Origin of the sequence: Flaviaesturariibacter aridisoli (assembly GCF_004343705.1) — a bacterium.
GTDB lineage: Bacteria > Bacteroidota > Bacteroidia > Chitinophagales > Chitinophagaceae > Flavisolibacter > Flavisolibacter aridisoli.
Genome location: NZ_SKFH01000016.1, coordinates 61,489 through 85,931, shown reverse-complemented (window position 1 = coordinate 85,931; position 24,443 = coordinate 61,489). Strand labels below are relative to the sequence as shown.

Sequence of the window (24,443 nt, the reverse complement as noted above, 5' to 3'; positions counted from 1 at the left end):
TGATTAGCCATCGGTGCTGCCCTTTTTTCTAAAGGTGGCAGCAGATCAATGGTTGCCGCAGATGCCCGGCTCAGGGATTAGTAAAGCGTCAGTGAAAGGGTGGTCAATTTGCTCCGGCGGAAGTGGTCAATTTACTCCGGCGCGGGGTGGTCAGTTTGCTCCGGCGCCAGGTGGTCAACTTCCACCGGCGCAGGGTGGTCAATATCGCCGGCGTTTGCACCTGGACAAAGAAACCCTGTTCGCCCTTTGCGAAGACCTCTTTCGCTCCGGCAAAATGGAGGAAGGCCACATCGCCGCCGCCTGGACCTGGAGCCGCCGCAAGGAGTTCGGCGAAGCCGAACTCGACCGCTTCGAACGCTGGATCGACCGCTACGTGACCAATTGGGCCGTGTGCGACAACTTTTGCAACAAGGCCGTGGGTGCGCTCTTCACCCGCTTTCCGGCGCTGCTGCCCCGCACCGAAGCCTGGGCCCTTTCGCCCAATCGCTGGACGCGCCGCGCCGCTGCCGTGTCGCTCATCGCCCCCGCTCGAAAGGGACTCTTTCTCGAAGAAAGCTTTCGCGTAGCAGACCTCCTGCTCACCGACGCCGACGATCTCGTGCAGAAAGGCTACGGCTGGCTGCTCAAGGAGCAGGGCAAAAAGAACGAGGCGGCGCTGTATGCGTTCGTGGAAGCCCGCAAGGACCGTATGCCCCGCACGGCGCTGCGCTACGCCATCGAGAAGATGGGGGCGGCAGACCGGGCCAAACTGATGGCCAGGGGCTGACGGCGCAGCGATGGCGGCCGCTACTGTCTTTCCGGTATTTCTACGGCTTTCAAAAAATACCTCTATCTAGGTATAGGCCGCGGCCGGCAGAAGGCGTTGCTTTGAAGTGTTCAAGAGAACAAAACGTATCGAACGGTCGCAACCAAAAAACAGTCAAGTAAACAGTCTCCTGACGAAAGCCCCTTCCGGGGCTTTCTTGTTGATTGGTGGATTGGTTGATTGGTTAATTGGTAAGAGGAGCGTACCAACACAGGTGGACGCTGGTGCGGGCGGCAAAGCTTTCGTTCCCCCGCGTTTTGTGCGCGACCAAAAAATACCGCCTTCCCGGTATTGACCCAGGTGCGGCCCGTCCTTTGCTTTGCACCGTTGGATCCGGGGTACACACAACCGGCCACAACCCCTCAATTACACAACTTTCGACGAAGGCCCTTTCCGGGGCCTTCCTGCTTGTATAGCGATCCCGTTATCTTTGCCGCCCAAACAAAAAACCACTGTATGAGAAAAAATGTACTCCTGTGTGCCGCCCTCGCGGCCGGGGTCCTCGCAGCCTGCGACAAGAAAGAAAGCTGCAGCGACGCCGATCGTCCCGACATCACCCTGTCTGCCGACACGCTCACCGCCGGCAGCGAACTCCGCCTCTCCGCCTCCTCAGTGCGCGGTGCCCAGTACTACCTCTGGTCGGGTCCCGACGGCTTCACCTCTACCGACCAGCAGCCCGTCATCACCCGCATACAGCCTGCAAATGCCGGCGTATATACCGTGGAAGTTGGCTTTACCGGCGGCTGCCGCGTTACCGCCTCCTCTGTGCCGGTGCGCGTGGGCGTTCCGGCCGCTCCCTGCACGCAAGCAGCCAACAGCACCACGATCAACGGCCTGCCTACCCTTTCGTTCTCCCGCACCAATGCCTACGTAACCGGCGGCTCCTGGTTCCTCGAAGGCAACAGCAGCAACGGCACCGTGGAACTCGAATTCCCGGGCACCGAGCGCCCCGGTCCGGGCCTGTACAGCATCCCGATCGGCACCGATTGGGGGCATGGCTATGTGCGCCTCCGCGCCGTTTCCTCAAACAACAATTGGGTCACTGCTAACGATAAGGTATATGTAACCGTTTCCGCCGCCGGCAAGGTGACGGCCCAATTCTGCAACGTCGCCACGGTGGGGCAGACCAACAACCTGCATTCGACCATGAGCGGCAAGATCAGCGAGCCGTAAGGAAGCAGCCTCGCCTCCGAAGGGAACAAATAACCAGACGTTTCTTTAAGGTACGATACCCCCTGAAGAAGATGATGAGAAGAAGCCCCGACGTTACCGTCGGGGCTTCCCGTAAAATATTGAAGTGTGTCCTACAGAGGAAGCATCAAAGGGCCAAGGGTGCTTCCTCCAGATTACTCCCCTGGGGGACAGTGAACTGGGCCAGGCCGTATTAGTCCACGCTTTTCACCTCGCCCATCTCGAAGCGCTTGCGGGCATAGGTAAGCGCGGCCACCGGGCTTTCGAATAATTTGGGTTCCCCCTCGCCATCGAGAATGACGATGCCGGCCGCACCGTCGCCCTCGGGCTCCTCGGTGAAGTAGGAGGCCGAGAAATACTCGGTCGGGATCGTGTTGGGATTGGCGCGGTTGGCGGGGATGACGTCTACCTTCAGCCACACGTCGCGGCCATTGATGTGCTGCTTCTCGATCATGGGAAACGGGGGTTTACCTAAGGGATGCAAACTCGGGGCCAAGGGGATGCACGCAGCGGACGGGGATCGGCTCGTTCAACAAAAAACCCATCGCTATGCGATGGGTTTTTCTATCTGCGTGTTCCGCGATATCTGTGTGCCCGCTACGCCATTTCCGCCTCTGCCACCGGCTTCACCAGCTCGATGTCGGGCTTCGATTCGTCGGTCAGCTTCACGGCGCCGCGGTTCTTCCGCACCACGCGCGAGAAGAGCGAAAGCTCGCGGCTGAACAGGAAGCGAAGCCACAGTTTCGTCCAGGAGCGGTGCGCGTGCAGCGAATCGTAAAAAGGCAGTGCCTGCTGCTTCAGCTCGGGGAGCTTATTCCAGGGAATGGAGGGGAAATCGTGGTGCTCGTTGTGGTAGCCCACGTTGAAGGCCACGGCATTGAGCGGACCATAGTAGCTGAAGGTTTCCTGCTCTTCGTTATGGGTGAGGTAGTGTTCCTGAATCCAGCGGCCGCCCAGCGGGTGCAGACCTACGGAGAAGAAGAAGCTCAGCGTAAGGAAGGCCACGGCCTTCCCGCCGAGGAAATACCACACGGCGGCGGCAAAGCCGATCTGCGCGGCCCAGTTGGCGGCGGTCCAGGCATCAAAGGGCTTGATCTCCTTCAGGCGGGCCACCCGGAAGGCCTGGAACAACGGGTAGAGCAGGAACCAAAGGGCCTTGCCGATAAAATAGTTGTTGATCAGCTTGGCTTCCCACTTGTTGGGCAGGTCGGCGTCGAGGTCGTGGTTACCCTGGAAGGAGTGGTGCTTGATGTGGTATTTTTCGAACGATACCGAGCTGGGGAAGATCTGCGGCAGGTTGGCCAGCATACCGGCCAGGCGATTGGCGGCGGGGCTCTTGAACAACAGGCGGTGCGCACACTCGTGGATCATCACGAAGAGGGCGTGGTCGGCAAAGGCGCCCACGCAGTAGGCGGCACCCAGGATCCACCACCAGGACGCGTCGGCAAGGAGACCGGCGCCGCCCACCTGCAGGCCCACGAGGCCCAGGATGGCGAAAAAGGAAAGCGGGTTCTTCCCGATGAGGCGGCGCACTTCGGGGTGGGCTTTGAGGATAGCGCGGGTACGGGCGCGGTGCGGCTCGGGGCCGGAGGCATAAACGAAATCAGTACGCTTCATAATCGGGTGTCTATTTCAGGTTTATGAAGGTACGGCTTTCGGTGGAGAGAAAGGCGGGGTAAGGGAAAGAAGGTTTTTCACCGCGAAGAAAAGAAGTGAATAAGGTATTCGCAAAGAGATACGAAAACGTCACCGCTTTTGGCGGGGACGTTTTTACAATGGCGTTTCTTAGCGTACCCTCTTCTTCTCTTTTGTAGCGTTCCGAACCTTCTTTTTCTTATCTAACTTGGCCATTCGCTGCCGCCTGATTCTGGTAATGCCAGTTGTTCACGATCCGGCGGATACCCTCCTTCATTAATACAACGTTGAAATTGAGCATGAATCCCAACCTGCGGTCGTAAAGTTTCAGGTAGGTCAACGTCTGCGCCAGGTGAATCGACGCAATCTCTTCCGCTGCTTTGATCTCCACCGGCACCAGGTCGTTGATCAGCACGTCCATCGAATACGTTTTACCCAGGTCGATCCCTTTTGTAATGAAAGTACACCGGCACTTCCAGCTGCACTCTGTATCCACGCAACTCCATCTCTCTTGCAAAGGCCAGCTTATACGCTGATTCCAATAAGCCCGGCCCCAACGCCCGATGCACAGCAATGGCAGCATCAACAATATCAGTCGCAATTTTCTCAATATCCAGTTCCATCTTTTTTTATTAAAGCTATCCCAGCTGAGCTCGGACCGCCAAGAGCTTTCCACGTAGAAAAGAATGTTTTTTCCTCCGCGCAACGCGTTGTTTTAAACACCCCTCGCGTACCAACTTCTTTTCTTGTTCTCTTCGCGGTTCCGACCCTTATTTACTTCCGCTCCTTGTCCATCAGGTACCTTCGGCCTGAACCCGACTACTATGCTGACCGTCGTCCTGATCCTGGCAAACCTTGTTTTACTGATTGTCCTGGTCGCTTTCTTTGTCCTCCGCTCCACCCCCTTCGGCGCGGCGCCAGCCGGCAAACGCCGCGCGCGCGTGGAAGCCTCCTTCCATTACCGCGACGGGCAATTCCAGAACCCCGAGCCTACGCCGCAGCTCACCGAAGGCGTGTCGATGGCCCGGGTGATGCGCGCTTTCTTCTTCACCCGCAACCCGCGCAAGAAGCCGCCGGCGCCGCTGCCGTCGGTGCAGAGCGACCTGAAGAACCTGTCGCGCGCCTGGAACGGGGTCGTGTGGTTTGGCCACTCCTCGTACCTGCTCGTGGCCGAAGGCAAGTCCTTCCTCGTAGACCCCGTGCTCAGCGGCCACGCCTCGCCATTTTCGTTCAGCACCCGGGCGTTCCCCGGCAGCGACGTATTCAAGCCCGAACACTTTCCCCGCATCGACTTCCTTGTGCTCACCCACGACCACTGGGATCACCTCGACTACGGGGCCGTACTGGCCCTCAAAGGAAAGGCAGGTCGTATCATTACGGGCCTCGGCACCGGTGCCCACCTCGAGCGCTGGGGCTTTCCCGCGCACAGCATCGTGGAGCTCGACTGGTGGGAAGGCAAAGACCTTGGCGACGGCTTCCGGATCACGGCCGCGCCGGCCCGCCACTTTTCTGGCCGCGGCTTTAAACGCAACGGCGCCGCGTGGACGGCCTTCGCCCTGCAAACACCCGGGCGGAAGATCTTTCTCGGTGGCGACTCGGGCTATGGAAAACACTTTAAGGAGATCGGCGAAAAACTAGGTCCCTTCGACCTCGCCCTTCTTGAATGCGGCCAGTACAACGCCTTCTGGAAATACATTCACATGATGCCCGAAGAGATCGTAACCGCAGCCCGCGACCTCGGCGCCCGCCGCCTGCTGCCCGTGCACTGGGGCAAGTTCAGCCTCTCGATGCATGACTGGGACGAGCCCATCCGCCGCGCCGTGGTCGAAGCCGAAAAGCAGGGCTTGCCCCTGCTGCACCCGATGATCGGCCAGCTTGTAGACCTGGATGCACCGGGGCCGCAGGTAAAATGGTGGGAACATGTGGGCGCGAATCGATAATTTGATCGCATGTTTCGCCCGTTGCTCCTTGCCGCGCTTGCGTTCTCCGCCAGCACAGGATCCGCACAATACCTGCCTTACGATTACGAGTCGTTTCAGAATAACGATATCGACACGGGCCTCGTTCGCCGCAAGAGCGTTGCGTCGCTGCAGGTAGCGGTGGTGGGCGACGGCGTGACGCTGGAGTCGTGGCAGCAGGAATTCGACGGCAGCGGGAAAGTGCTGCGTACCCTGTATTTCGACCGGGACCAAAAGCGGAGTGCCACCTATACGTTTCGCTACAACCCGGGCAACTTGCTGTCCACGGTGGAGGCAAAGGTGCCGGACGTGCTACGTGCGGAAATATATCGTGCCGAATACCGCTATACCGACGGAAAAGTGTCGGGCTTCGATTGGCTGCCTTCCGGCGACGAGGTAACCTACCAGTACGCTCAGGATCGCCTCGTGCGCGCCGAGTGGCGGCGGGGCCGCACCGGCATCGGCCCGCGACTCGCCTACCGCGCCCGCACCGATTTCCGCTACGATGCCGGTGGCCGACTCACCAGCACCCGCACCGTTCACTACGTCAATGCCGAAGACAGCACCGGCGAGCTGTTTTCCAATCGCACCTATACCTACGCCGGGGGACGCCTGCTACGCGATACCGAAGAAGGCATCTGGGGAGTCAACACGATCCTGTATCGATACGATGCTGCGGGAAGGCTGACACGCAAAACCAGCGACCGGCTACTGGTGACGAACCGTTATTATTCCAATGGCTTGCTGCGTACCCGGACCGAACGCAAGCTGTTTGGCGGCGGTCGCTTCAGTGAAACGGTATTCACCTACACCTGGAAGCAGCATTCAAACAAAAGCCCCCGCTGACGCGAGGGCTTCCGTACCTATAACACGTACTGCTCGAAAACCTAGTTCAATTCTTTGAGCCACTCCTGTGCGGCCTTGCGGGCGCCACCAACGGCCTCGGGGCCGCAGCGGTAATAAAATTTCCAGTCGTTGGGCATCGCTTCGTAGGGCGCATCCACAAACACGATCTTGCCTCCCTGCTGCTTCGTGGCGGCTTTGAAGTTGATGTGGGCGGTGGCCTGCAGAAACTGCTCGATCTGCGCGCGGATGTATTTCTTGTAATCCTTTCGGTCGGCGACCTGCGTCGCTTCCTGCTGCGCGTCGTGCTGCTTCGACGCACGCTCCGAGCGCAGCTCGTTGTCCACCTTGAACGCCACGTATTGTTTCTTGAACGATTCCTTGTCGGTATCGAAGAGACTGCGCAGGCGCTTGCCTTCACGCTCCATGCGCTCGTATTCGTCCTTACCCATCGGAAGCGGCAGGTCGGGATTGTCTTTGATGAGGTCGAGCATGGTGCGGGCCGAGGTGGCGATGGCGGTGCAATACATCACAGCCCCGCCGAACGACAGCGGGTCTTTCAGGTGGCCCATTTCGTAGTCCTCTCGGCGCTTTCGCTCGGCGGCGGTCTTGTCGTCGTCGGCTGCGGGCGCGCTATAGCGGCGGTTGCTTTCGACATAAGCGAAGTAATCTTTTTCAAACTCGGGCGAGCCCACATAGTCGCGCACCACCTTGCCCAGTGCCAGTAGGGCGGCCTCGCGGGCACCGGCCGGCAGCGACTTGCAGGCGCTGCGCACCTTCGCGTTCACCCAGGGCATGCTCCATTGCTGTGCATACACCTGCTTCACGGTGAGTTCCTTCACCTCGGCTACGGTCGTGCCCATTTCCGACACTACATCATGCGTCGTGAACGCCAGCAACGCGCCGGCGCTCACCAGCATGGTTTGGAAGATTTTCTTTCGCATGGTTTCGTTGTTTGAAGGCCGAAAGTAGAAATACGGGGTGCTGCTGTCAAGCACGCTCATCATGAACCGCGCATTCTTTGGGATGGATTGCTGCTGCGCTAACGCGTACTCCTGCCCTCAACCGCCCTCGGCTATAAAACGCCGCGAACAAGCCGGTCCTCCACCGCGTCAAAAAAAAAATTTTTGAAAAAACTACCAACACCGGGCAACCGAACGACGCTAAGGCGCATTTACCTTAGCACAACGCCATGGAACTGCAACTGCTGGTCAAAGAATGTGGGAAAGGACGCGCTTCGGCGCAGAAAGCGCTCTACGAACGCTTCGCCCGTCCGTTGTTCCTGCTGTGCCGGCGCTACCTGCGCACCGATGAAGCCGCCGAGGAAGTGCTGCACAACGGCTTTCTGAAATGCTTCGCCAGCATCGGCCGCCGCGAGTATGTGAGCGAAGCCGCCACGGCGGGCTGGCTCAAGCGGATCATGGTGAACGAATGCCTGATGCACCTGCGCCGCCACAACTCCTTTTTGCAGGTGGCGCTCGAAGAGGCCCCTGAGCTGCCCGACAACGAGCGGGTGCTCGACGGACTCGAAGCATCGGAGATCTTTCTATTGGTAACGAAGCTGCCCACCGGCTACCGCACCGTATTCAACCTCTATGTGCTCGAAGAATACAGCCACAAGGAGATCGCAGCGCTGCTGGGCATCTCCGAAGGCACATCGAAATCGCAGCTGAGCAAGGCCCGACAGCTGCTCCAGCATTTACTCATCCAGTCAAACCCCGACTATGCATTCCGCCAAACCCGATAAGCCCTTTGCCGCCACCGACCTGCTGACGGAGCTGCCCGAGGGCGTTTCTTTCCGCCAGGCGGAAGTGTGGGCCGGTCTCGAGGGCGCACTGGAACGCCGCAAGCGCCGCGGGTTGCTGATCCGCTGGTCGGCAGCGGCCGCGCTGCTGCTGGCCCTCGCGCTCGGCTGGTGGCTCCGCCCTATCGCGGATGTAAATAAGGAAGTGGCGCGGAAAGAACCGCTGCACACAGCACCCGCAGTGGCCCCGGCATCGGCGCCGGAAAACGCACCGGTTGCCAACGCCGCAGCCCGTACCGTAGAAACACGGACCATCATTCAACCGCAACACAAGACGATCGTAGCACCGGCACCTAATGAAGATGATGATGCGCCTGTACTTATCGCGCAGGCACCTGCTCCCATCGATACACTGGAACAAGCTACCATTGCCTCTGTTAATACGACGGCTACTACCCCCGCCCGCCGGCGCTTCCGCGTAGGTCACATCAACGACAATGCCCCGCAAGAGCCCGTGCTCATCGCCGACGTTCCCGCCGACGACCGCAGCAACTACGGCCTGATCCATATCCCGCTCACCGGCAATGCCGGACCCAATGCCGGCACGATCGAAACCGTAGAACGGAAGCCGCGCACACTCATGTCGCTTTTCAAACCCCATCAATAGTATATGAAACACTTCTTCGTGGTCCTGCTGCTGGCGTTCGCCGGCAGCACAACCCCTTCGTTTGCCCAATCGGACGTGCCGAAGCCGTACGCCAACCCGCTGATCCCCGCCGCACCCAGCCGCGCCGACGCGATTTTCAACACGCCACCGCCGGGCGCCCTGCCGCACCAGTTCACCTTCGGCCTGGGCAACGGCAACAGTCTCCGCATGGAGCTGACCTACGTGGGCCAGCTGCAACTGGTTAACGACCTCGACTCGCTCCTCCGCTCCGTGTGGACCGGCCTCCAGCCTTTTTACGATAGCCTGTCGAAGCCGCTCGTGAACCGTCGCATCGACTACCGCATCGGCCGCGGCAACGATGTGCAGGTGCGCCTCCTCGAATACCCGCAGGACGGCCAGGTGTTCCATATCCGCTCCGGCGACACGAGCCAGGTAAAAGTGGAGCAGGACACGCTGCGCATCCTGATGTTCTCGGCCGACACTGCCGACGGCGTGCGCCCTTATGTGATCAACGGCGGTTACCTGGTGAGCACGGCGCAAATGCCTTTTTCGTTCACGTTGCTGCTGAACAACATTTCCGACCTGCCGCGTCTTTCAGCCGCCGACCTGCACTGGGCGCTCAATCACGTGAAGGAAGAACTGGGCCGCAATCTCTATAACAACCGCTCGAAATACTGGACGCGCTATTCGGCCTCCTACGATGCCGGCACGCGCCGCAAGGTGAGCAACCGCAGCGTGCGGCCGCAGGACGATGTGTCGATCTCCCCGCATGTGCAGGTAGGCCTGCAATACATGCGCGGCACCTGGATGCCTTCCGCAGGCGTGGGCTTTGAACTGACCTTTCGCCGCAACCAGACCAACACGCAACAGGTCCGTTTTCTGTGGGAGCCGAACTTCGACTTTGGCCGCAACACGGATGGAAAGGTCACCACGGCACGCAACGACTTCATTACGCTGCAGTATAGCCGCCAGCAGGCGCGGCCCGGCACCCGCGTCCCGACTTTTTCGCAAAGCTATTCACTCAGCTACCTGCGCCGCCGCCGCAGCGACACCTTCGAGGAAAACACGTTCAAGTTTACGCTGCCGGGCCTCCAAACGAAAAACCTCCTGCTCGAGCCGCAGTTCGTCTTCAACAACTTTTTCAAAAACTTCAGCCCCGGCCTGAAACTGACGCTGATGCTGGAATAGCGGAAACGCACTAGGCGCGGTTCGTTGGTGGATTGTAGTTTGTGTTTTGATGTTGCGCAAGGCGCAGCAAGAAAAGAAGAAACAGCTATGGCCGTCCTCCCTAACTACAAACCACAAACTACAAACCCGAAAAAGCCCCACCCGACGGGGCTTTTTCATTGATTGGCAACGGGTTTTGCTTTTTCTCCACGAAGGGCATCCCGGCCCCCGGTTTGCCTTTTTATGAGGACGCATTTGTGTGAACGAAAAAATCGTGTGTTATGCAAACTCTATGGTCAGGATCCATCGCCTTCGGCCTCGTGAATATTCCCGTGAAGCTGCACAGCGCGGTGGGAAGTGAAGAGATCAAATTTCATTCGCTGTCGAAAGACGACCACAGCCCCATCCGCTACAAGCGCGTGGCCGAAAGCACGGGCAAGGAGGTGCCGTTCAAAGACATCGTGAAAGGCTATGAATACGAGAAAGGACGCTTCGTGATCATCGACAATGCCGACTTCGACAAGGTGCGGCCCACCAAATCGGGGGCCATCGATATTCTGCAATTCAGCCAGCTCGGTGAGGTGGACCCGCTCCTTTTCGAAAAGCCCTATTACCTCGCACCCGCCAAAGGCGGCGGCAAAACCTATGCGCTGCTTCAGCAGGCGCTCGAAAAGAGCGGGCTCGTGGGCGTGGCGTCCTTTCCGCTGCGGCAGCGCACGCACATCTGCCTGCTGCGCGCTTACAAGGGCCGCCTGGTGCTGGCGCAACTGCGCTATGCCGAAGAACTGCGGGCGCTCCCTTCGCTCGAGGAAAACATGACGGTATCCGACAAAGAGCTGCAGCTTGCCCTACAGCTGGTGAAGCAACTGAGTGCCCCTTTCGACGCCGCCCAATTCCACGATCCCTATGTGCAGGAGCTGCGCGCCGTCATCGAAGCGAAAGCCCGCGGCCGCAAGCTCAAAGCCGCACCCGCCGCCGCGCCGAAAGATGCCGGCGTCAAAGACCTGATGGAAGTGCTCAAGGCCAGCATCGGAAAGAAGAAGCGTGCGTAGCACGCTTCGTTTGGAGTTTGGAGTTTGGGGTTTGGAGTTGCGCGATGCGTGGAGTTAATTAGTTGGAAAGTATGGACCGTAGTTGGCAGCACCTAAAACTTTTCAAGCTACAACCAAATGAAAACGCACTTCAACCACAAGCGACGCTTACCAATTAACCAATAAACGAAGCCCCGCTCGTGCGGGGCTTCTGCTATGAACGAACAGAACACCATTAATTGGAATGGGTGCGACGGCGGGGAAACTGCATGGGCAGCGGCGCCGGCTCCGCGTGGCTATAGGGGATCCGAGGCAGGGGTGCGGCACGGTGCTGGTGCTCGAGTACGGCCATCAGGTCGCGCATGTCGAACAGCGCACCGCACTCTGGGCAGCGGAGGTAATGTTCGTTAGGGGAAGAGGCGGCGCTGTGTTCAGGGCTCATTTGGTCCATTTTTCTAACTGGTGCAAGGCGTGATTCAGGTCGATGCCGCGGCCCAGCACACCGGCGAAAAGATCGCCTTCGGCACGCAGCCGGGCGGCCGTGTTCTTTATGGTAAACGCTTCCGGCTTCAGACCCGGCATCACTTCGCTCCAGTGCAGCGGGGTCGACACCGGAGCACCGGGCCGCGGCCGCACGGAGTAGGGAGCACAGATCGTTTGGATGGGCCGGTTTTGCAGGAAGTCGAGGTAGATGCGGTCGGTACGCTTTTGCGGGTCGCGCTCCAGGCTCGTCGTGTCGGGCAACTGCGCATGCGCGAGGCGCGCAATGAGCTCGGCGAGCTGCCGCGATTGCTCGTACGAATAACGCTGCCCGAGCGGGATGTAAATATGCAGCCCCGTGGCGCCCGAAGTTTTGGGGTACGAGTCCAGCCCCAGCGCGTCGAGGATGCCGTGCACCACCTGCGCCGCTTCGATTACTTTACCGAAGCCGATGTTGTCGCCGGGGTCGAGGTCGATGACGCACCAGCTCGGGTGCTGCGGCTGCTGCACCGTGCTGTGCCAGGGGTTGAGCTCGATGCAACCGAGGTTGATCATATACAGCAGGTGCGCTTCGTCGTGGCACACGAGAAAGTACTTGGGCAGCAGCGACGACGCGCTCACGCGCCGGAACGTATGCAGCCACTTCTCCAGGCGGCCCGCCATGTTTTTCTGGTAAAAGGAATTGCCGGCGATGCCGTTGGGATGGCGGTGCAGCGACTGCGGCCGGTCCTTCATATAGCGCATCAGGAAGGGACTGACGGCCGCGTAGTAATTGAGCAGGTCGCCCTTCCGGATGCGTTCCTGCGGCCAGAACGGCTTTTGCAGGTTGGTGAGCTTGAGGGGATGTCCATTGCGCTTCAGCGTGGTGGCTTCTTCGCCGGGCGCGATCAGCAAGGCATTATGCGGGGTTTCGGGGTTGAAGTCGAGGATCGTTTTATCGGGACGCAGTCCTTTGTAGGAAGGATGACGCAGCAGGCCGTCGCGGGTTTCTTCGGTGAAGGTTACCTCGCACACGAGAAAGGGCCGCAGCCAGTCCACGGGGTTATTGACTTTCGGCACTTCCGCGAAGGGACATTGGCGCGTTTGCAGCGGCACCATCTTCCCCATCAGCGACTCCTGTTCGGCGCGGTCGAAGCCGGTGCCCACCTGACCGATGTAGCGAAGGCCATCCCCATCGGGCACGCCGAGCACGAGCGATGAAAAAAGCCGGTCGGTATCTTCCTTCTTCGTGTAGCCGCAGATGATGGCCTCGCGCCGCTCGACGGCTTTGACCTTGAGCCAGCGGTCGCTGCGCTGCCCGTCGCGGTAGGGCGCGTTGCCGTCTTTGGCGATCATGCCTTCGAGGCCGCTCTTGCGCACCATTTCGAAAAAGTCTTTTCCATATTCCTCGATCGCCTCGCTGTAGCGGAGCAACGATCCTTCGGGGAGCAACTGCTTCAGCAGGGCGCGGCGCTCGGTAAGCGGCTTGTCGCGCAGGTCCACGCCATCCACCCACAGCAGGTCGAATACGTAGTAATACAGGTGCCCCTTCCCCGTGCGTTTCCATTGCTGCAGGGCGCCGAAGTCGGCGCGGCCCTCTTCGTCGAGCACCACGATCTCGCCATCCACCACGGCCGGCAGCTTCCAGGTGCGCAAGGCGCTTACAATCGGCGCATAAGCATCGTTGAAAGAAAGGTTGTTGCGTGAGCGAAGCGACACCTTGCTGCCATCCAGGTAGGCGATAGCGCGGTAGCCGTCCCACTTGATCTCGAACTGCCAGTCGGGGTGCGAAAAGGCCTCGGTCGAAAGGGTGGCCAGCATCGGCTTCAGGTCGAGGGGCATCGGCACCCGCTTGACACCGGCATAGGGGCGCAGCAGGCGGGTGGCCAGGGCCCGGTAGTCCTTGCGTGCTGCCGCGGGCGCCAGCACCAGCGGCTTTTCCGGGGCCGGGGCACCGGCGGCGCGGGCGCGGGGAGCACGGGCTTTTTTGGTGGTTTTGCGATGGCTCATACTCCTCCAAAGCTGAAAACCGCAGGCCACTCCGGCGGTCCGCGCACCCGCGCTCGCTGCAAGAATTTGATTCTGAACGGCTAAACGATTTATGCACGCTTATGCACAAGCGTGATTGTGGAAATGTGCATATCGTGTTAATTGCCTGAAAGCGAAGCGGTTCAGTGGCGATGGCTCGTTCCGTCGCCACGGACGGATTGGGGAAAGTACGGGCCGGTCGGGGCGGCCGGTGGCACCATTTTTAGGCGTTTGTAGTAAAACAGCGATATGGATACGACCCCAGGCAGCGGCTCGGCCGGCAATGCGAGCAACCCCGATCCCCGCAATCCCGCCGATGCACCGGAGCAAAGCAAAAGCCTCCTCGGCGAAAAAGCCGAAACCTACCTCCGCGAAGGCGGCAATATCGAAGACGAGCCCGACGCGCGCGACCAGCAGGAGGCCGAAGAAAGCCTGCGCGGCGACGAAGCCCCATAAAAAAGCCCCGACGCTATGGCCGGGGCTCTGATTCGATAACAACGTGCTTACTTGCCGCCGCCGAAGGCGTAGCCGAGCGAGAACACCGCCGAACTCGTGCGCGTCTTGTCGCCCGGCACGAACGTGATGGGGAAGTCGGCGTATTGTGCGTTGATGTAGATGTGGTAGGGAAGGTCCACCTTCACGCCGGCGCCCATGTAGAAGCCGCCTTGCTGCTGCACGGAAGCTCCGTTCTGGGTGAACGTGCGCGACAGGGGCAGGTAGCCCGGGTCGAGGTGGAAGAAGAAGCGGCCGGCTTGTCCGCCCAGCGTTCCGAAGAAGGGCGCTACAAAACCGATTTCCTTCATGTTATAGCCCTGAACGCCGATGCCGGCGCGGAAAAACTGACCGAAACCTTGCGTAGCCACTACCTCACCGCCATAGCCGGTTTTAGGGAAGCCGTTGTTCGTCTGGTTTACCGAAAGAGCGGCACCTACACGCAGCTCCGGCTTTTGCGCCTGGGCCGAAACGGCTGCTACGATCAGAAAAAGGGTCACAAAGCGTTTCATTGAAAAGATTTTATGGCGCTAAAGTAATGTGTTTTGAGGGATAGTTAATTGGTCTATTGGTTTATTAGTTTATTGGTAATCCGGGACGTACCAACGCTTTTGCTTCGATCTGCCGTTACTTTCCACTTCCGGCTTCCGACTTATCCACTTTCACTATAGCCTTGCTCCCCGGAGCCAGATGGAGATGATCCATTTGGACTTCTTGTTCACCGACTCGATCAGCAGGTTGTAGTCGCGGGTATAGAAGGCTTCGCTCACCTCGCCGTCTTCGGTGAGGATCGGCGTGCCGGTGAAGCGGCGCTCGGAGCGCAGCGCGCGGCGGATGCCTTCGTAGTTCTCGGGGTGGCGCGTGCACCATTGCAGCAGCTGGATCTCGGAGGTGTCGGATTGCAGGAGCACCATCTCGGTGTATTTGGTTACGCCGATGGCGGTGTCGCCCATGAACACGATCTGGTTTTTCTCCCCCTTGGCGTGGCGGTTGAAACCGGCCTTCACCAGCAGCGAGCGCACGTAGCCGGAGTCGTCGCGGCGGTCCATGATGTCGAGGAGATCGTCTACCGAGAGTTGCTGGTTGCCGTACCCGGGGTCTTTGCTCACGGGTTGCTTGCGCGCAACCGCTGCAGTGGCCGTGGAGTCGGGCAACGGCTTCTTTTTCTTTTTGAAAAACTGCGCGTCGGCGGGCGCGGCAGCCAGGATGAGCAGCACGGCAAAAAGCCAGTTCTTCATGCAGTTTATTTTGGACGCAGGAAGTTCCGCCTTTTTCACCAAGCGGCAAAATCGGCCATGGGTGAGCGGGTGAGCACCCGCTCACGCACACCCGCTGAGGCTAAGCTTTTTTTTAACGTTTGAGCTTGGAGGCAGGTCAGTCGCGCGGCTATCTTTGGCCCGTATCAAAAACATGCACGTATGAACGGACGTATCCTGATCGCCTCTGCGTTGCTGCTGATAGGCAGCACCTCCTGTGTCAGTAAGAAGAAGCTCGCCGCCGAGCAGGCCAAGTATGCCGAGCTGAACACCTTTTACACCCAGGTGCAAACCGACCTGAAAACCTGCCGCGACGCGCAGGACGAAGCAGCCCGCCGCCGCGCCCAGCTCGAGACCGACCTCGAGTCGGCCCGCACTCAACTGGCCGCCGCCAAGGAAAGCAACACCCTGATGGTGAACCAGCTGCAAAGCCTCTCGGTGATCTCTGCTTCGCAGGCGGAAAGCATCCGGAAATCGCTCGAAAACATCAACGGCAAAGACGCCCTCATCACCGACCTCAACCGCGCCATCCAGCGCAAGGACTCGCTTAACATGGCCCTCGTGATGAACCTGAAAAGCGCCCTCAAGGACGTGAACGACCAGGACATCGAAGTGAAAGTAGAGAAGAGCGCCATCTTCATCTCCATCTCCGACAAGCTGCTGTTCAAGAGCGGCTCGTACGACGTAACGCCCGCCGCCATGACCGTGCTGGGTAAAGTGGCCCAGGTGCTCAACTCGAAACCCGAGATCGAGTTCCTCGTGGAAGGCCATACCGACAACGTGCCCGTGTCGCTGCCCGGCATCCAGGACAACTGGGACCTCAGCACGAAGCGCGCCACCTCGATCGTGCGCATCCTGCAAAAGCAGTACAGCATCGACCCGAAGCGCATGACCGCCGGTGGCCGTGGCGAATACCTGCCCGTGCAGCCCAACGACTCGCCCTCGGGCAAAGCCGCCAACCGCCGCACCCGCATCGTGATCCTGCCCCAGCTCGACCAGTTCTTCAAGCTGCTCGAAACGCCGCAGGCTTCGAAATAACCTCTTCCATCCGCTCTATCCGGGCGGGAAAAAAGAAAGCCCCGACGCTACCGTCGGGGCTTTCTTTTGAGATCTACGCGGGAGCCATTTCTGTGCTGCACGGGGCAGATTCTAAGCGTTGTAAAACAACAATCGTCAACAAGGGTTAAGGCTTCGGTAAAAAGGACACCCCTTTCTGGGGAAGGGCATAGTTTGTGGGACCCTTATGTTCTAAATCAGCAGATTATGGCACCTATTCATAGAGGCTCAGAACTCAACAACGTGAAAGAGACCTGGAACGAGAACGAGCGCAACCCCGACCGTGGCGTACAGCCCCAGCCGGTGAGCTCGCCGGCCGACGGCCTGCAGTCTACGATCCAGCGGGAGGCGGAGGATTACGACCATACCAGTAAGAACGAGCAGCTGCTCGGCGGCGACCGCGCTTCGATCAACGACGAGTGAGGTCAGCCCCCTGTACCGCATAAGCCCCCCGTACACTTGCCGGGGGGCTTTTTCGTTGCGGTAATATAAGGTTTTGACGCATTCAAAAATTCCGTATTTATACCGATTGTGCAGGTCGGAAAAGTAGCGTACTTCTGTACGGTGAATTCAATCCATCATTTAAACCAAAATCAAAATGCCTACAAACAAAGCGTTCCAGGCCGTTCCGGCCACGCTGATCGAATCAACCCGGCGCAAGATCCAGGAGCTGCTCGAAGAATGGCGCCCCTACTTCGTTCACATCGATCCCGCCGAGCGCGACGCCCTTCCGAAAATGAGCGACAAAAGCCTGCCCTTTGCCCAGAAGTCGCTCGAGCTGTCGCGCAGCCAGCCCCGGTACCTTCCGCCCTTTGTGGAAACCCATGAATTTGAAAACGACATGGCGAACGTGGAAGGCGTGACGCCGGTGTTCCGGCAGCTGCAGCAACTCGTGGCAGGCATCGGCGACCTGTTGCTGGTGAGCAACGGCGAAGCCTATGCAACGGCGCTGGCCATCTATGCACAGGTAAAGCTGGCCGCGGAGCGCCAGGACGATCCCGAGGCGCGCAGCATCGCTGCCGATATGGGCAAGCGCTATCCCGGCCGCAAACGCAAAGCGGCGCCCGACAACGCCTGATCTTTTCGAACATCCCGCTGCAAAGCGCCCCGCAAGGGCGCTTTTTCTTTTGGGAGCACGACATTGCCTCCCGCGGGAGAAAGTTTTCTCCCGGGCCGGGAAAAGTTTCTTTGCAACGAGGAAACTTTTCTTTCCGCAGAGAAAAATTGCTTCCCGGGGAGGAAATCTTTCTTCCCGCGGAGGAAAAATTTCCCGGAAAAGAAGAAACTTTTCCCTCGCCGCGGGAAAAGTTTCTTTCCGGAAAGAAAAATTGCTTTCCAGAGGGTAATTCCCGGGGTGAAGCGGCACAAAAGGCCCCTTGCAACTGAATTTCAGTTGCACTAGGTTTGTGCGATGACCAACCTGCTCCGCTACAAAGAGTTTCACGCCGAAGTGCATTTCAGCGGAACCGACGACCTCTTTCACGGAAAACTGATCGGCGTCGACGAAGCGGTCACGTTCCAGGGGAGCTCGGTGGCGGCGCTGAAGGAAGCCTTCGGGGTGGCGGTTGAAAATTACCGGGCGGCCTGCGCCCAGCGCAACCAGCAACCGGGCCGCAGCTACAAGGGCTCGTTCAACGTGCGGGTGCCGCCGGAGCTGCACCGCGCAGCGGCCCTGGAGGCGGCGCGGCGCGGCCAGTCGCTCAACGACTTCGTGAAGGAAGCCCTGCAGCGCGCCCTCCGCCCCTGAGGCGTAGCGGAAGGCCGGGGGCGGGCACCGCGTTTTATGCCTATCTTTAAAAGGATTCCAACGATTGCTGTCACCTCTTAAAAAGCGATCGTTATGGACGTCAAAGTTTGCGGCATCACTACCTACGAAGAACTGCAGGCCCTTCCCGGATTGGGCGTGCGTTATGCGGGCTTCATCTTTTACCCGCCCAGCCCCCGGCAGGCGCAGCGCTTCGGCCTGCAGCCGGAGGCCGTCCGCCGCTTTCGCGAACCCCTGTATAAAGTCGGTGTGTTTGTCAACGCCTCCTATGCGCACATCCGGCAAACGGTAGACGAATGGGGCCTCGACGCGGTGCAGCTCCACGGCCACGAATCGCCCTGGGAGTGCGAGCAGCTCCTCCCCCATGTAGACGTCATTAAAGCCTTCCGGTTCGTGGAGAACGACCATGTGCTGTGGACCATCAAGGATTATTTTTCGTGCACCGACCTGCTGCTGCTCGACACCGGCGTGCCGCTGCCACGCGCCGAGCGCGACGCGGCCCTGGCCAGCGGCGCCACCGCGCGGCGCTTCAGCTGGAACCGCCTCCGGGGTCTCGACATCCCGAAGCCGTTCATCCTCAGCGGCGGCATCGGCCCCGGCGACGCGGACTACGTGCGGCAGTTTGCCCGCGAAAGCGTCGCCGGCAACCTCGCCGCCGTGGATCTTTGCAGCCGCTTCGAGCGCGTGCCGGGCCTCAAGGATGCGGCGTTGGTGCGCAGGTTCCTGGCCGCGCTGCGCGAACAATAAAAAACGGCCGCTCCCGTTAACGATCAAACGCAAAACCGGCTGTATGAAAATCTTTTTTACCACGATCCTCGCCACCCTCCTGCTCGGCTCCTGCACCACTACCGATAACGCCAAAAAGATCGAGGGCAACTGGCGCGGCGCTTCCTGGCTGCGCGATGGTCAACCGTTCGGGCAGGATGCCTCGGCCATCACCTTCACGTTCGATGCCAACGGCAACTATACCTATACCAATTCGGGGCAGCAGGAAAAAGGCCTGTATAAACTCGACGACAACAATCTCTATACAACGCCGGCCGGTGGGCAGGACATCATGGTGAAGATCGTGAAGCTCACCGCCGACAGCCTGGTGTTCGACATGAACCGCGCGGGCGTTTCGGAAACGATGACCCTGCTGCGGAAGTAATCACTCCAGCACGATCGGCACGAGGCTGATCTGGTCCTGCGCTGCACTAAGGTCGCAGGGCAATAGCAGCATGTCTTCTCCTGGCGCCGTTCATTGCTCCAACAAATGGACGCCGGTTTCTTTGCGGCGCACGAGCAGGTAGCGTTCGGGGTTGAGTTCCAGCCATCCGTATTCATAACAGAAATGATAGGTCGCGCCGCGCCCGTTGACATACTGGTGCGTGCTGTAGCGAAACTGGAAGCCGTGCAGCAGCAGGTCTTCGCGCGACACCTTGGTCGTTTCGCCGGCGCCGACGAGCGCCGCCAGGATCCGCCGGTTGCGCAGCAATACGGCATTGACGCGCCGCACCAGTGCATAACGTCCCGAGTTTTGTTCGTTGTTGAAGGCGTTGCGGCAGCCGTCGTCGCAAAATTTTTTGTCGCTGCGGCCGCGCAGCGGCTCGCCACAGTGGCGGCAGTTGCTGGTAGTGGTGGAAAGCATAGGTAATGACTTTTCCCAAAGCTCCGCAGACCCCGTTGCGCCAGCAAAGTGTTTTACCCATTTATATCCGGGAAAAAACGGTTAACAGACGGTTATCCCACCAGGCTGCGTGCATTTTTACACCACAAAATCGTTGACCTATGTATGCACTCAGCAACCGCGTCCAGTTGATCGGCAACCTGGGCCAGGACCCCGAGATCCGCACCTATGAGGGCGGAAAAAAGAAAGCCTCCTTCAGTATGGCCACCAATGAAAGCTACCGCAACGCCCAAGGCGAATCCGTAAAGGAAACGCAGTGGCACAACGTGGTGGCCTGGGGCAAGCTCGCCGACACGGTGGAGAAGCACCTGGCCAAAGGACGGGAAGTGGTGATCGAGGGGCGCCTCAACAACCGCAGCTACACCGACAAGGAAGGACAGAAGAAGTACGTCACCGAAGTGGTGGCCAACGAAGTGCTGCTCCTGGGAAAGAAGGAAACCGTGAAGTAGGGAGTGGCCAAAAGCCCGCTGCAGCGCCTCGTTGCAGCGGCTTTTTAACGTTACCGGGCCGGGCCCTTTTCGTAATTTTATGGGTACCGACATGCAGGCAAAAGACCCCTCCAATACCTTATTCCAGCTCGCCCTCGACCTGGTGAACCACACCACGCAGCACCTCTTCCTGACCGGTAAGGCCGGTACGGGTAAGACCACCTTCCTGCGTCACGTGGTGCAGCACACGCGCAAGCAAACCGTGGTGGTAGCCCCTACGGGCGTAGCTGCCATCAACGCCGGCGGCGTAACGATGCACTCGTTTTTCCAGTTGCCCTTCGGCGCTTATGTGCCCGGCTCCTTTCACCGCACGGGGCAGGCTACCAGCGTGGAAGTAACGGACCGGCACAGCCTGTTCAAGAACATCCGCTTTGGTAAAGACAAGCGCGAGATCCTCGAACAGCTCGAGCTCCTGATCATCGACGAAGTAAGTATGATGCGCTGCGACATGCTGGACGCCATCGATGCGATCCTGCGGCACTTCCGGCGCAACAATCTGCCCTTCGGGGGTGTGCAGGTGCTGTACATCGGCGACCTCTTCCAGCTCCCGCCCGTGGTGCAGGGCGAGGAATGGTCGATCCTGCAGCAGTACTACGAAAGCCCTTTCTTTTTCAGCGCGCAGGCCCTCAAGGAAGCGCAACCGCTCTACGTGGAACTGAAAAAGATCTACCGCCAGAATGAGCAGGTGTTTATCGACATCCTCAACCGCATCCGCAACAACGTGGCCACCGCGCAGGACCTGCAGGCGCTCAACGAGCGCTACCAACCGCAGTTTGAGCCGCGCGAGGACCAGCACTACATTACCATCACCACGCACAACCGAAAAGCCGACGCCATAAACGGCGCCGCGCTGCAACAGTTGAAAGGAACCTTGCATACGTTTTCGGCCGAGGTCAAGGGGGACTTCAATGAGAAGTCGCTGCCTACCGACAAGGAGCTGCAGCTGAAGGAAGGTGCCCAGGTGATGTTCGTAAAGAACGACCCGGAGAAGCGGTATTTCAACGGCAAGCTCGCTACGGTGAAACGGATTTTCAAAGACGAGATCACCGTGTCGTTCAATGACGGCTCTGCCGACCTGAAGCTGGAGAAAGAAACCTGGAAGAATATTAAGTACACCTACGACCGGGAGGCCGACGACATCAACGAGGAAGAGCTGGGCTCTTTCAAGCAATACCCGGTGCGGCTGGCCTGGGCAATCACCGTTCACAAAAGCCAGGGCCTCACCTTCGAGCGCGCCGTGATCGACGCCGGTGCCTCCTTTGCCCCGGGCCAGGTATACGTGGCGCTGAGCCGCTGCACCGCCCTCGACGGTATGGTGCTCCGTTCACGCATTTATCCCAACGCCATCGCCACTGATGCGCGGGTGCTGGCGTACGCACAGAATGAACCGGAGGAGGAGGCGCTTTACACCCGCCTGGAGCAGGAAAAATACCAATGCTGGGCCGCCGACCTGCTGAAGCTGTTCGACTGGCACAAGCTCGTGTATTACATCCACGAATGGGTGGAATCGGTGCCGGAAAAGAAGCTTCCCGACGTTCCCGCAACGCTCGTATTGGGGCGGGAAATGGTCTTGAAAGCCAAGCTGGGCGCGGAAACCGCGCGCAAGTACCAGATGCAGCTCGGCCGCATTTGTGAGGACATGCTGCGCAGCGGCGACACGACGGCGCTGCAGGAGCGGATGGAGAAAGCCGTGGCCTATTTCGCGGGCTTCATCGCCGAGCACCTGCTGCAACCGCTCCAAGCTCACATTAAAGATTTATCTTATAATACACGCGTCAAGAAATACAAGGAAGACCTGCGTACGTTGGAAGGATTCATCTGGCAGCAGCTACAACGGCTGATGACGGCTTCCTACGGTGAGCTGCGCTTCTTCCACGATTTTGCCCGTTACCAGTCCCTGAACCCCGCGGAGGCCGGGCCGGTTAAAAAGGAGGCGAAAGAAACGAAGGGGAAGACCGAGAAAGGCGCCAGCCAGGAAATCACGTTCGACCTGTTCCGCGCCGGCAAAAGCATCGACGAGATCGCTACCGTGCGCAACCTTGCCATCAGCACCGTGGAAAGCCACTTGGCCCAGTTTGTCCGTGACGGGCGCCTGGCCATTACTGAAGTGGTTGAAGAAGAGAAAGTGAAGAACATCCTGAAGGTCATGGACGAGGTGGGCACCGAGAGCTTGGGGCTCATCAAGAATAAGCTGGGCGACGAGTATACATTCGGTGAAATAAGAGCCGTGCTCAACCACCGCATATTCGCTCAAAAAATAAGCGCCTGATCAAGGCGCTTATTTTTTATCAGGTTCAGCTTTTATCTATCGACCCATAAATACCATCAGGATCTGGATGTCGCTGGGGTTGATACCCGAGATGCGGCTTGCTTGTCCCAGCGTTTGTGGGCGCACTTTGCTGAGTTTTTCGCGGGCTTCGATACCCAATGACTGGATGCGGTGGTAGTCAAACTGCTCGGGAATGGCGAGTGTTTCCATCTGGCTCATACGCGCCACCAGTTCCCGCTCTTTATCGATATAGACCTGGTACTTCACCTGGATCTCCGCTTGTTCGCGGCTTTCAACTCCATAAACCTGGAGCTCTGTCCCTATGCGCGGCACCACCTGCTGAAGGGCGTCGAGTTGCACCCCCGGGCGCAGGATGATTTTTTCGAGCTTCTGCTTTTCGGTAATCGGCGCACTGCTGATGGACTCGAAGAACGGGTTGATCTCTGCCGGCTCCAGTTGTGTGGCACCCATGTATTCCTTGATGGCATCCACATCGGCGCGTTTGCGCAGAACTTTCTGCATCCGCTCTTCGCTGGCCAGGCCAAGCCGGTAGCTGAGCTCGGTCAGGCGCAGGTCGGCATTGTCCTGCCGCAGCAGCGTACGGAATTCGGCGCGCGAAGTAAACATCCGGTAGGGCTCCTGCGTGCCTTTGGAGATCAGGTCGTCGATCAGCACCCCGATGTAAGCTTCGCTACGCTTCAGGATGAGCGGCGCTTCACCGCGCACTTTCAGGTGGGCGTTGATACCGGCCATTAATCCCTGGCAGGCCGCCTCTTCGTAACCGGTCGTTCCGTTAATCTGCCCAGCGAAGAACAGGTTGTTCAGGCCTTTCGTTTCCAGGCTGTATTGGAGCTGTGTAGGCGGGAAGTAGTCGTATTCGATGGCATAACCGGGACGGAAGAACCGCACATTCTCGAAGCCGGCCACACGGCGCAGGGCATCGTGCTGCACTTCTTCCGGCAGGGAGGTGGAGAAGCCATTCACATAGATCTCGGCGGTATTCCAGCCTTCGGGCTCTACAAAGAGTTGGTGGCGGTCGCGCTCGGCAAAGCGGTTGATCTTGTCTTCAATGCTCGGGCAGTAGCGGGGACCGGTTCCTTCAATGCGGCCGGTGTACATAGGGCTGCGGTCAAAGCCGGACTTCAGGATATCGTGCACCTCGTTGCTGGTATATGTGACCCAGCAACTGCGTTGTTCCTTAGGCTTGGGCGTATCCAGGTAGGAAAAGCCGACAATCTCGTCATCGCCTTTCTGCTCTTCCATCTTGCTGTAGTCGAGGGAACGACCGTCTACACGGGGCGGGGTGCCCGTTTTCAGCCGGTCGCTTTCAAAGCCCAGGCTCACCAACTGCTCGGTAATGCCTTCGGCAGCACGCTCGGCCACCCGGCCTCCGCCGAGGCGCTTCTCCCCTATGTGGATCACCCCATTCAGGAAGGTTCCGTTGGTGAGCACCACGGCCCGGGCGCGGATGCTGTGCCCCATACCCGTGACAACACCGGCTACGGTGCCTCCTTCTACGATCAGCTCACGCACCATATCCTGGTAGAAGTCGACGTTCGGGGTCTCTTCGAGCATCTCCCGCCACTTCTGGGCGAACAACATGCGGTCATTCTGCGTGCGGGGGCTCCACATGGCAGGCCCCTTGGATCGATTGAGCATGCGGAACTGGATCATGGAAGCATCGGAGACTATACCCGAGTAGCCCCCCAAAGCGTCCACTTCACGCACAATCTGGCCTTTCGCAATACCGCCCATGGCCGGGTTGCAGCTCATTTGTGCAATAGTCTGCATGTTCATGGTAACCAGGAGCACCTTTGAACCAAGGTTGGCTGCAGCGGCGGCGGCCTCACAGCCGGCGTGCCCCGCGCCTACTACAATGACGTCGTAAACAGGAAACATAAGGGTGCAAAATTACCGAAA

At 59.1% G+C, this 24,443-nt stretch carries 28 protein-coding genes; 17 read left to right on the top strand and 11 right to left on the bottom strand.

The annotated features are described in order from the left end of the window. Positions 1-61: 61 nt before the first annotated feature. Together E0486_RS11255 and E0486_RS11250 are read left to right on the top strand one after the other, a co-directional pair. On the top strand, positions 62-766 hold the full coding sequence (locus tag E0486_RS11255; protein WP_262709632.1) for a DNA alkylation repair protein: 705 nt from the start codon (positions 62-64) through the stop codon (positions 764-766). Between the two features lie 495 nt (positions 767-1,261). After that, positions 1,262-1,978: an immunoglobulin domain-containing protein gene (locus E0486_RS11250; RefSeq protein ID WP_131852278.1), complete on the top strand. Its 717-nt coding sequence runs from the start codon at positions 1,262-1,264 to the stop codon at positions 1,976-1,978. 211 nt (positions 1,979-2,189) lie between these two features. Here the strand turns inward: E0486_RS11250 and E0486_RS11245 are convergent, their stop codons facing one another. From E0486_RS11245 to E0486_RS19300, 4 genes are all read right to left on the bottom strand, one after another. Beyond that, the gene (locus E0486_RS11245; protein ID WP_131852277.1) at positions 2,190-2,450 is read right to left on the bottom strand and encodes a hypothetical protein; all 261 of its coding nucleotides are present in this window, start codon (positions 2,448-2,450) and stop codon (positions 2,190-2,192) included. 143 nt (positions 2,451-2,593) lie between these two features. After that, on the bottom strand, positions 2,594-3,613 hold the full coding sequence (locus tag E0486_RS11240; protein ID WP_131852276.1) for a fatty acid desaturase: 1,020 nt from the start codon (positions 3,611-3,613) through the stop codon (positions 2,594-2,596). A gap of 217 nt (positions 3,614-3,830) precedes the next feature. After that, a complete protein-coding gene (locus E0486_RS19305) occupies positions 3,831-4,052 on the bottom strand; it encodes a GxxExxY protein (RefSeq protein WP_262709631.1) in 222 nt (73 codons plus the stop codon). 10 nt (positions 4,053-4,062) lie between these two features. Next, a complete protein-coding gene (locus tag E0486_RS19300; RefSeq protein ID WP_207906245.1) occupies positions 4,063-4,254 on the bottom strand; it encodes a GxxExxY protein in 192 nt (63 codons plus the stop codon). A gap of 201 nt (positions 4,255-4,455) precedes the next feature. On the opposite strand from E0486_RS19300, the gene E0486_RS11230 reads away from it, so the two are divergent. Both E0486_RS11230 and E0486_RS11225 read left to right on the top strand, forming a co-directional pair. Continuing rightward, positions 4,456-5,571: an MBL fold metallo-hydrolase gene (locus tag E0486_RS11230; RefSeq protein WP_131852275.1), complete on the top strand. Its 1,116-nt coding sequence runs from the start codon at positions 4,456-4,458 to the stop codon at positions 5,569-5,571. A gap of 9 nt (positions 5,572-5,580) precedes the next feature. After that, entirely contained in the window at positions 5,581-6,435 is an 855-nt protein-coding gene (locus E0486_RS11225; protein WP_131852274.1) for a hypothetical protein, read from the top strand. A 41-nt stretch (positions 6,436-6,476) separates the two neighbouring features. On the opposite strand, the gene E0486_RS11220 is transcribed toward E0486_RS11225, so the two are convergent. Further along, positions 6,477-7,376, bottom strand: a complete 900-nt coding sequence (locus E0486_RS11220; RefSeq protein ID WP_131852273.1) for a hypothetical protein — start codon at positions 7,374-7,376, stop codon at positions 6,477-6,479. A gap of 248 nt (positions 7,377-7,624) precedes the next feature. On the opposite strand from E0486_RS11220, the gene E0486_RS11215 reads away from it, so the two are divergent. The 4 genes from E0486_RS11215 (at position 7,625) to ku (ending at position 11,062) form a co-directional block, all read left to right on the top strand. Beyond that, on the top strand, positions 7,625-8,179 hold the full coding sequence (locus E0486_RS11215; RefSeq protein WP_131852272.1) for an RNA polymerase sigma factor: 555 nt from the start codon (positions 7,625-7,627) through the stop codon (positions 8,177-8,179). Further along, complete coding sequence (locus E0486_RS11210) at positions 8,157-8,843, top strand: hypothetical protein (protein ID WP_131852271.1); 687 nt, start codon at positions 8,157-8,159, stop codon at positions 8,841-8,843. The genes E0486_RS11215 and E0486_RS11210 overlap by 23 nt, the downstream gene beginning before the upstream one ends. Before the next feature lie 3 nt (positions 8,844-8,846). Next, the gene (locus E0486_RS11205) at positions 8,847-10,031 is read left to right on the top strand and encodes a hypothetical protein (RefSeq protein ID WP_131852270.1); all 1,185 of its coding nucleotides are present in this window, start codon (positions 8,847-8,849) and stop codon (positions 10,029-10,031) included. A 260-nt stretch (positions 10,032-10,291) separates the two neighbouring features. Beyond that, positions 10,292-11,062, top strand: a complete 771-nt coding sequence (ku, locus tag E0486_RS11200; protein ID WP_131852269.1) for a non-homologous end joining protein Ku — start codon at positions 10,292-10,294, stop codon at positions 11,060-11,062. Positions 11,063-11,276: 214 nt separating this feature from the next. Here the strand turns inward: ku and E0486_RS11195 are convergent, their stop codons facing one another. Further along, entirely contained in the window at positions 11,277-11,483 is a 207-nt protein-coding gene (locus E0486_RS11195; protein ID WP_131852268.1) for a hypothetical protein, read from the bottom strand. Then, positions 11,480-13,510, bottom strand: coding sequence for a DNA ligase D (gene ligD / locus E0486_RS11190; RefSeq protein ID WP_131852267.1), 2,031 nt, complete (start codon positions 13,508-13,510; stop codon positions 11,480-11,482). The genes E0486_RS11195 and ligD overlap by 4 nt, the downstream gene beginning before the upstream one ends. A gap of 267 nt (positions 13,511-13,777) precedes the next feature. On the opposite strand from ligD, the gene E0486_RS11185 reads away from it, so the two are divergent. Further along, positions 13,778-13,984: a hypothetical protein gene (locus E0486_RS11185; RefSeq protein WP_131852266.1), complete on the top strand. Its 207-nt coding sequence runs from the start codon at positions 13,778-13,780 to the stop codon at positions 13,982-13,984. A 47-nt stretch (positions 13,985-14,031) separates the two neighbouring features. Here the strand turns inward: E0486_RS11185 and E0486_RS11180 are convergent, their stop codons facing one another. Both E0486_RS11180 and E0486_RS11175 read right to left on the bottom strand, forming a co-directional pair. Next, positions 14,032-14,532, bottom strand: a complete 501-nt coding sequence (locus E0486_RS11180) for a porin family protein (protein WP_131852265.1) — start codon at positions 14,530-14,532, stop codon at positions 14,032-14,034. Between the two features lie 153 nt (positions 14,533-14,685). Continuing rightward, positions 14,686-15,258 carry a hypothetical protein gene (locus E0486_RS11175; RefSeq protein WP_131852264.1) on the bottom strand — a complete coding sequence of 191 codons (573 nt, stop codon included), beginning with the start codon at positions 15,256-15,258 and terminating at the stop codon, positions 14,686-14,688. 180 nt (positions 15,259-15,438) lie between these two features. Here E0486_RS11175 and E0486_RS11170 point away from each other — a divergent pair, with 180 nt between their 5' ends. From E0486_RS11170 to E0486_RS11145, 6 genes are all read left to right on the top strand, one after another. Beyond that, positions 15,439-16,314 carry an OmpA/MotB family protein gene (locus E0486_RS11170; protein WP_131852263.1) on the top strand — a complete coding sequence of 292 codons (876 nt, stop codon included), beginning with the start codon at positions 15,439-15,441 and terminating at the stop codon, positions 16,312-16,314. A gap of 225 nt (positions 16,315-16,539) precedes the next feature. After that, complete coding sequence (locus tag E0486_RS11165) at positions 16,540-16,755, top strand: hypothetical protein (protein ID WP_131852262.1); 216 nt, start codon at positions 16,540-16,542, stop codon at positions 16,753-16,755. A 175-nt stretch (positions 16,756-16,930) separates the two neighbouring features. After that, positions 16,931-17,410, top strand: a complete 480-nt coding sequence (locus tag E0486_RS11160; protein ID WP_131852261.1) for a hypothetical protein — start codon at positions 16,931-16,933, stop codon at positions 17,408-17,410. A gap of 333 nt (positions 17,411-17,743) precedes the next feature. Beyond that, positions 17,744-18,079, top strand: a complete 336-nt coding sequence (locus E0486_RS11155; protein ID WP_131852260.1) for a type II toxin-antitoxin system HicB family antitoxin — start codon at positions 17,744-17,746, stop codon at positions 18,077-18,079. 93 nt (positions 18,080-18,172) lie between these two features. Next, the gene (locus tag E0486_RS11150) at positions 18,173-18,844 is read left to right on the top strand and encodes a phosphoribosylanthranilate isomerase (protein WP_131852259.1); all 672 of its coding nucleotides are present in this window, start codon (positions 18,173-18,175) and stop codon (positions 18,842-18,844) included. A gap of 43 nt (positions 18,845-18,887) precedes the next feature. Next, positions 18,888-19,247, top strand: coding sequence for a lipocalin-like domain-containing protein (locus E0486_RS11145; RefSeq protein WP_165917292.1), 360 nt, complete (start codon positions 18,888-18,890; stop codon positions 19,245-19,247). A 90-nt stretch (positions 19,248-19,337) separates the two neighbouring features. On the opposite strand, the gene E0486_RS11140 is transcribed toward E0486_RS11145, so the two are convergent. Further along, positions 19,338-19,727, bottom strand: coding sequence for a hypothetical protein (locus tag E0486_RS11140; protein WP_131852257.1), 390 nt, complete (start codon positions 19,725-19,727; stop codon positions 19,338-19,340). Between the two features lie 140 nt (positions 19,728-19,867). Here E0486_RS11140 and E0486_RS11135 point away from each other — a divergent pair, with 140 nt between their 5' ends. Together E0486_RS11135 and E0486_RS11130 are read left to right on the top strand one after the other, a co-directional pair. Beyond that, complete coding sequence (locus E0486_RS11135) at positions 19,868-20,215, top strand: single-stranded DNA-binding protein (protein WP_131852256.1); 348 nt, start codon at positions 19,868-19,870, stop codon at positions 20,213-20,215. Positions 20,216-20,294: 79 nt separating this feature from the next. Continuing rightward, positions 20,295-22,523 (top strand): helix-turn-helix domain-containing protein, encoded by a 2,229-nt coding sequence (locus E0486_RS11130; RefSeq protein ID WP_131852255.1) that lies wholly within the window; start codon positions 20,295-20,297, stop codon positions 22,521-22,523. Between the two features lie 36 nt (positions 22,524-22,559). Here E0486_RS11130 and mnmG read toward each other — a convergent pair whose 3' ends face one another. Continuing rightward, on the bottom strand, positions 22,560-24,422 hold the full coding sequence (gene mnmG, locus E0486_RS11125; protein WP_131852254.1) for a tRNA uridine-5-carboxymethylaminomethyl(34) synthesis enzyme MnmG: 1,863 nt from the start codon (positions 24,420-24,422) through the stop codon (positions 22,560-22,562). Between the last annotated feature and the right edge of the window lie 21 nt (positions 24,423-24,443).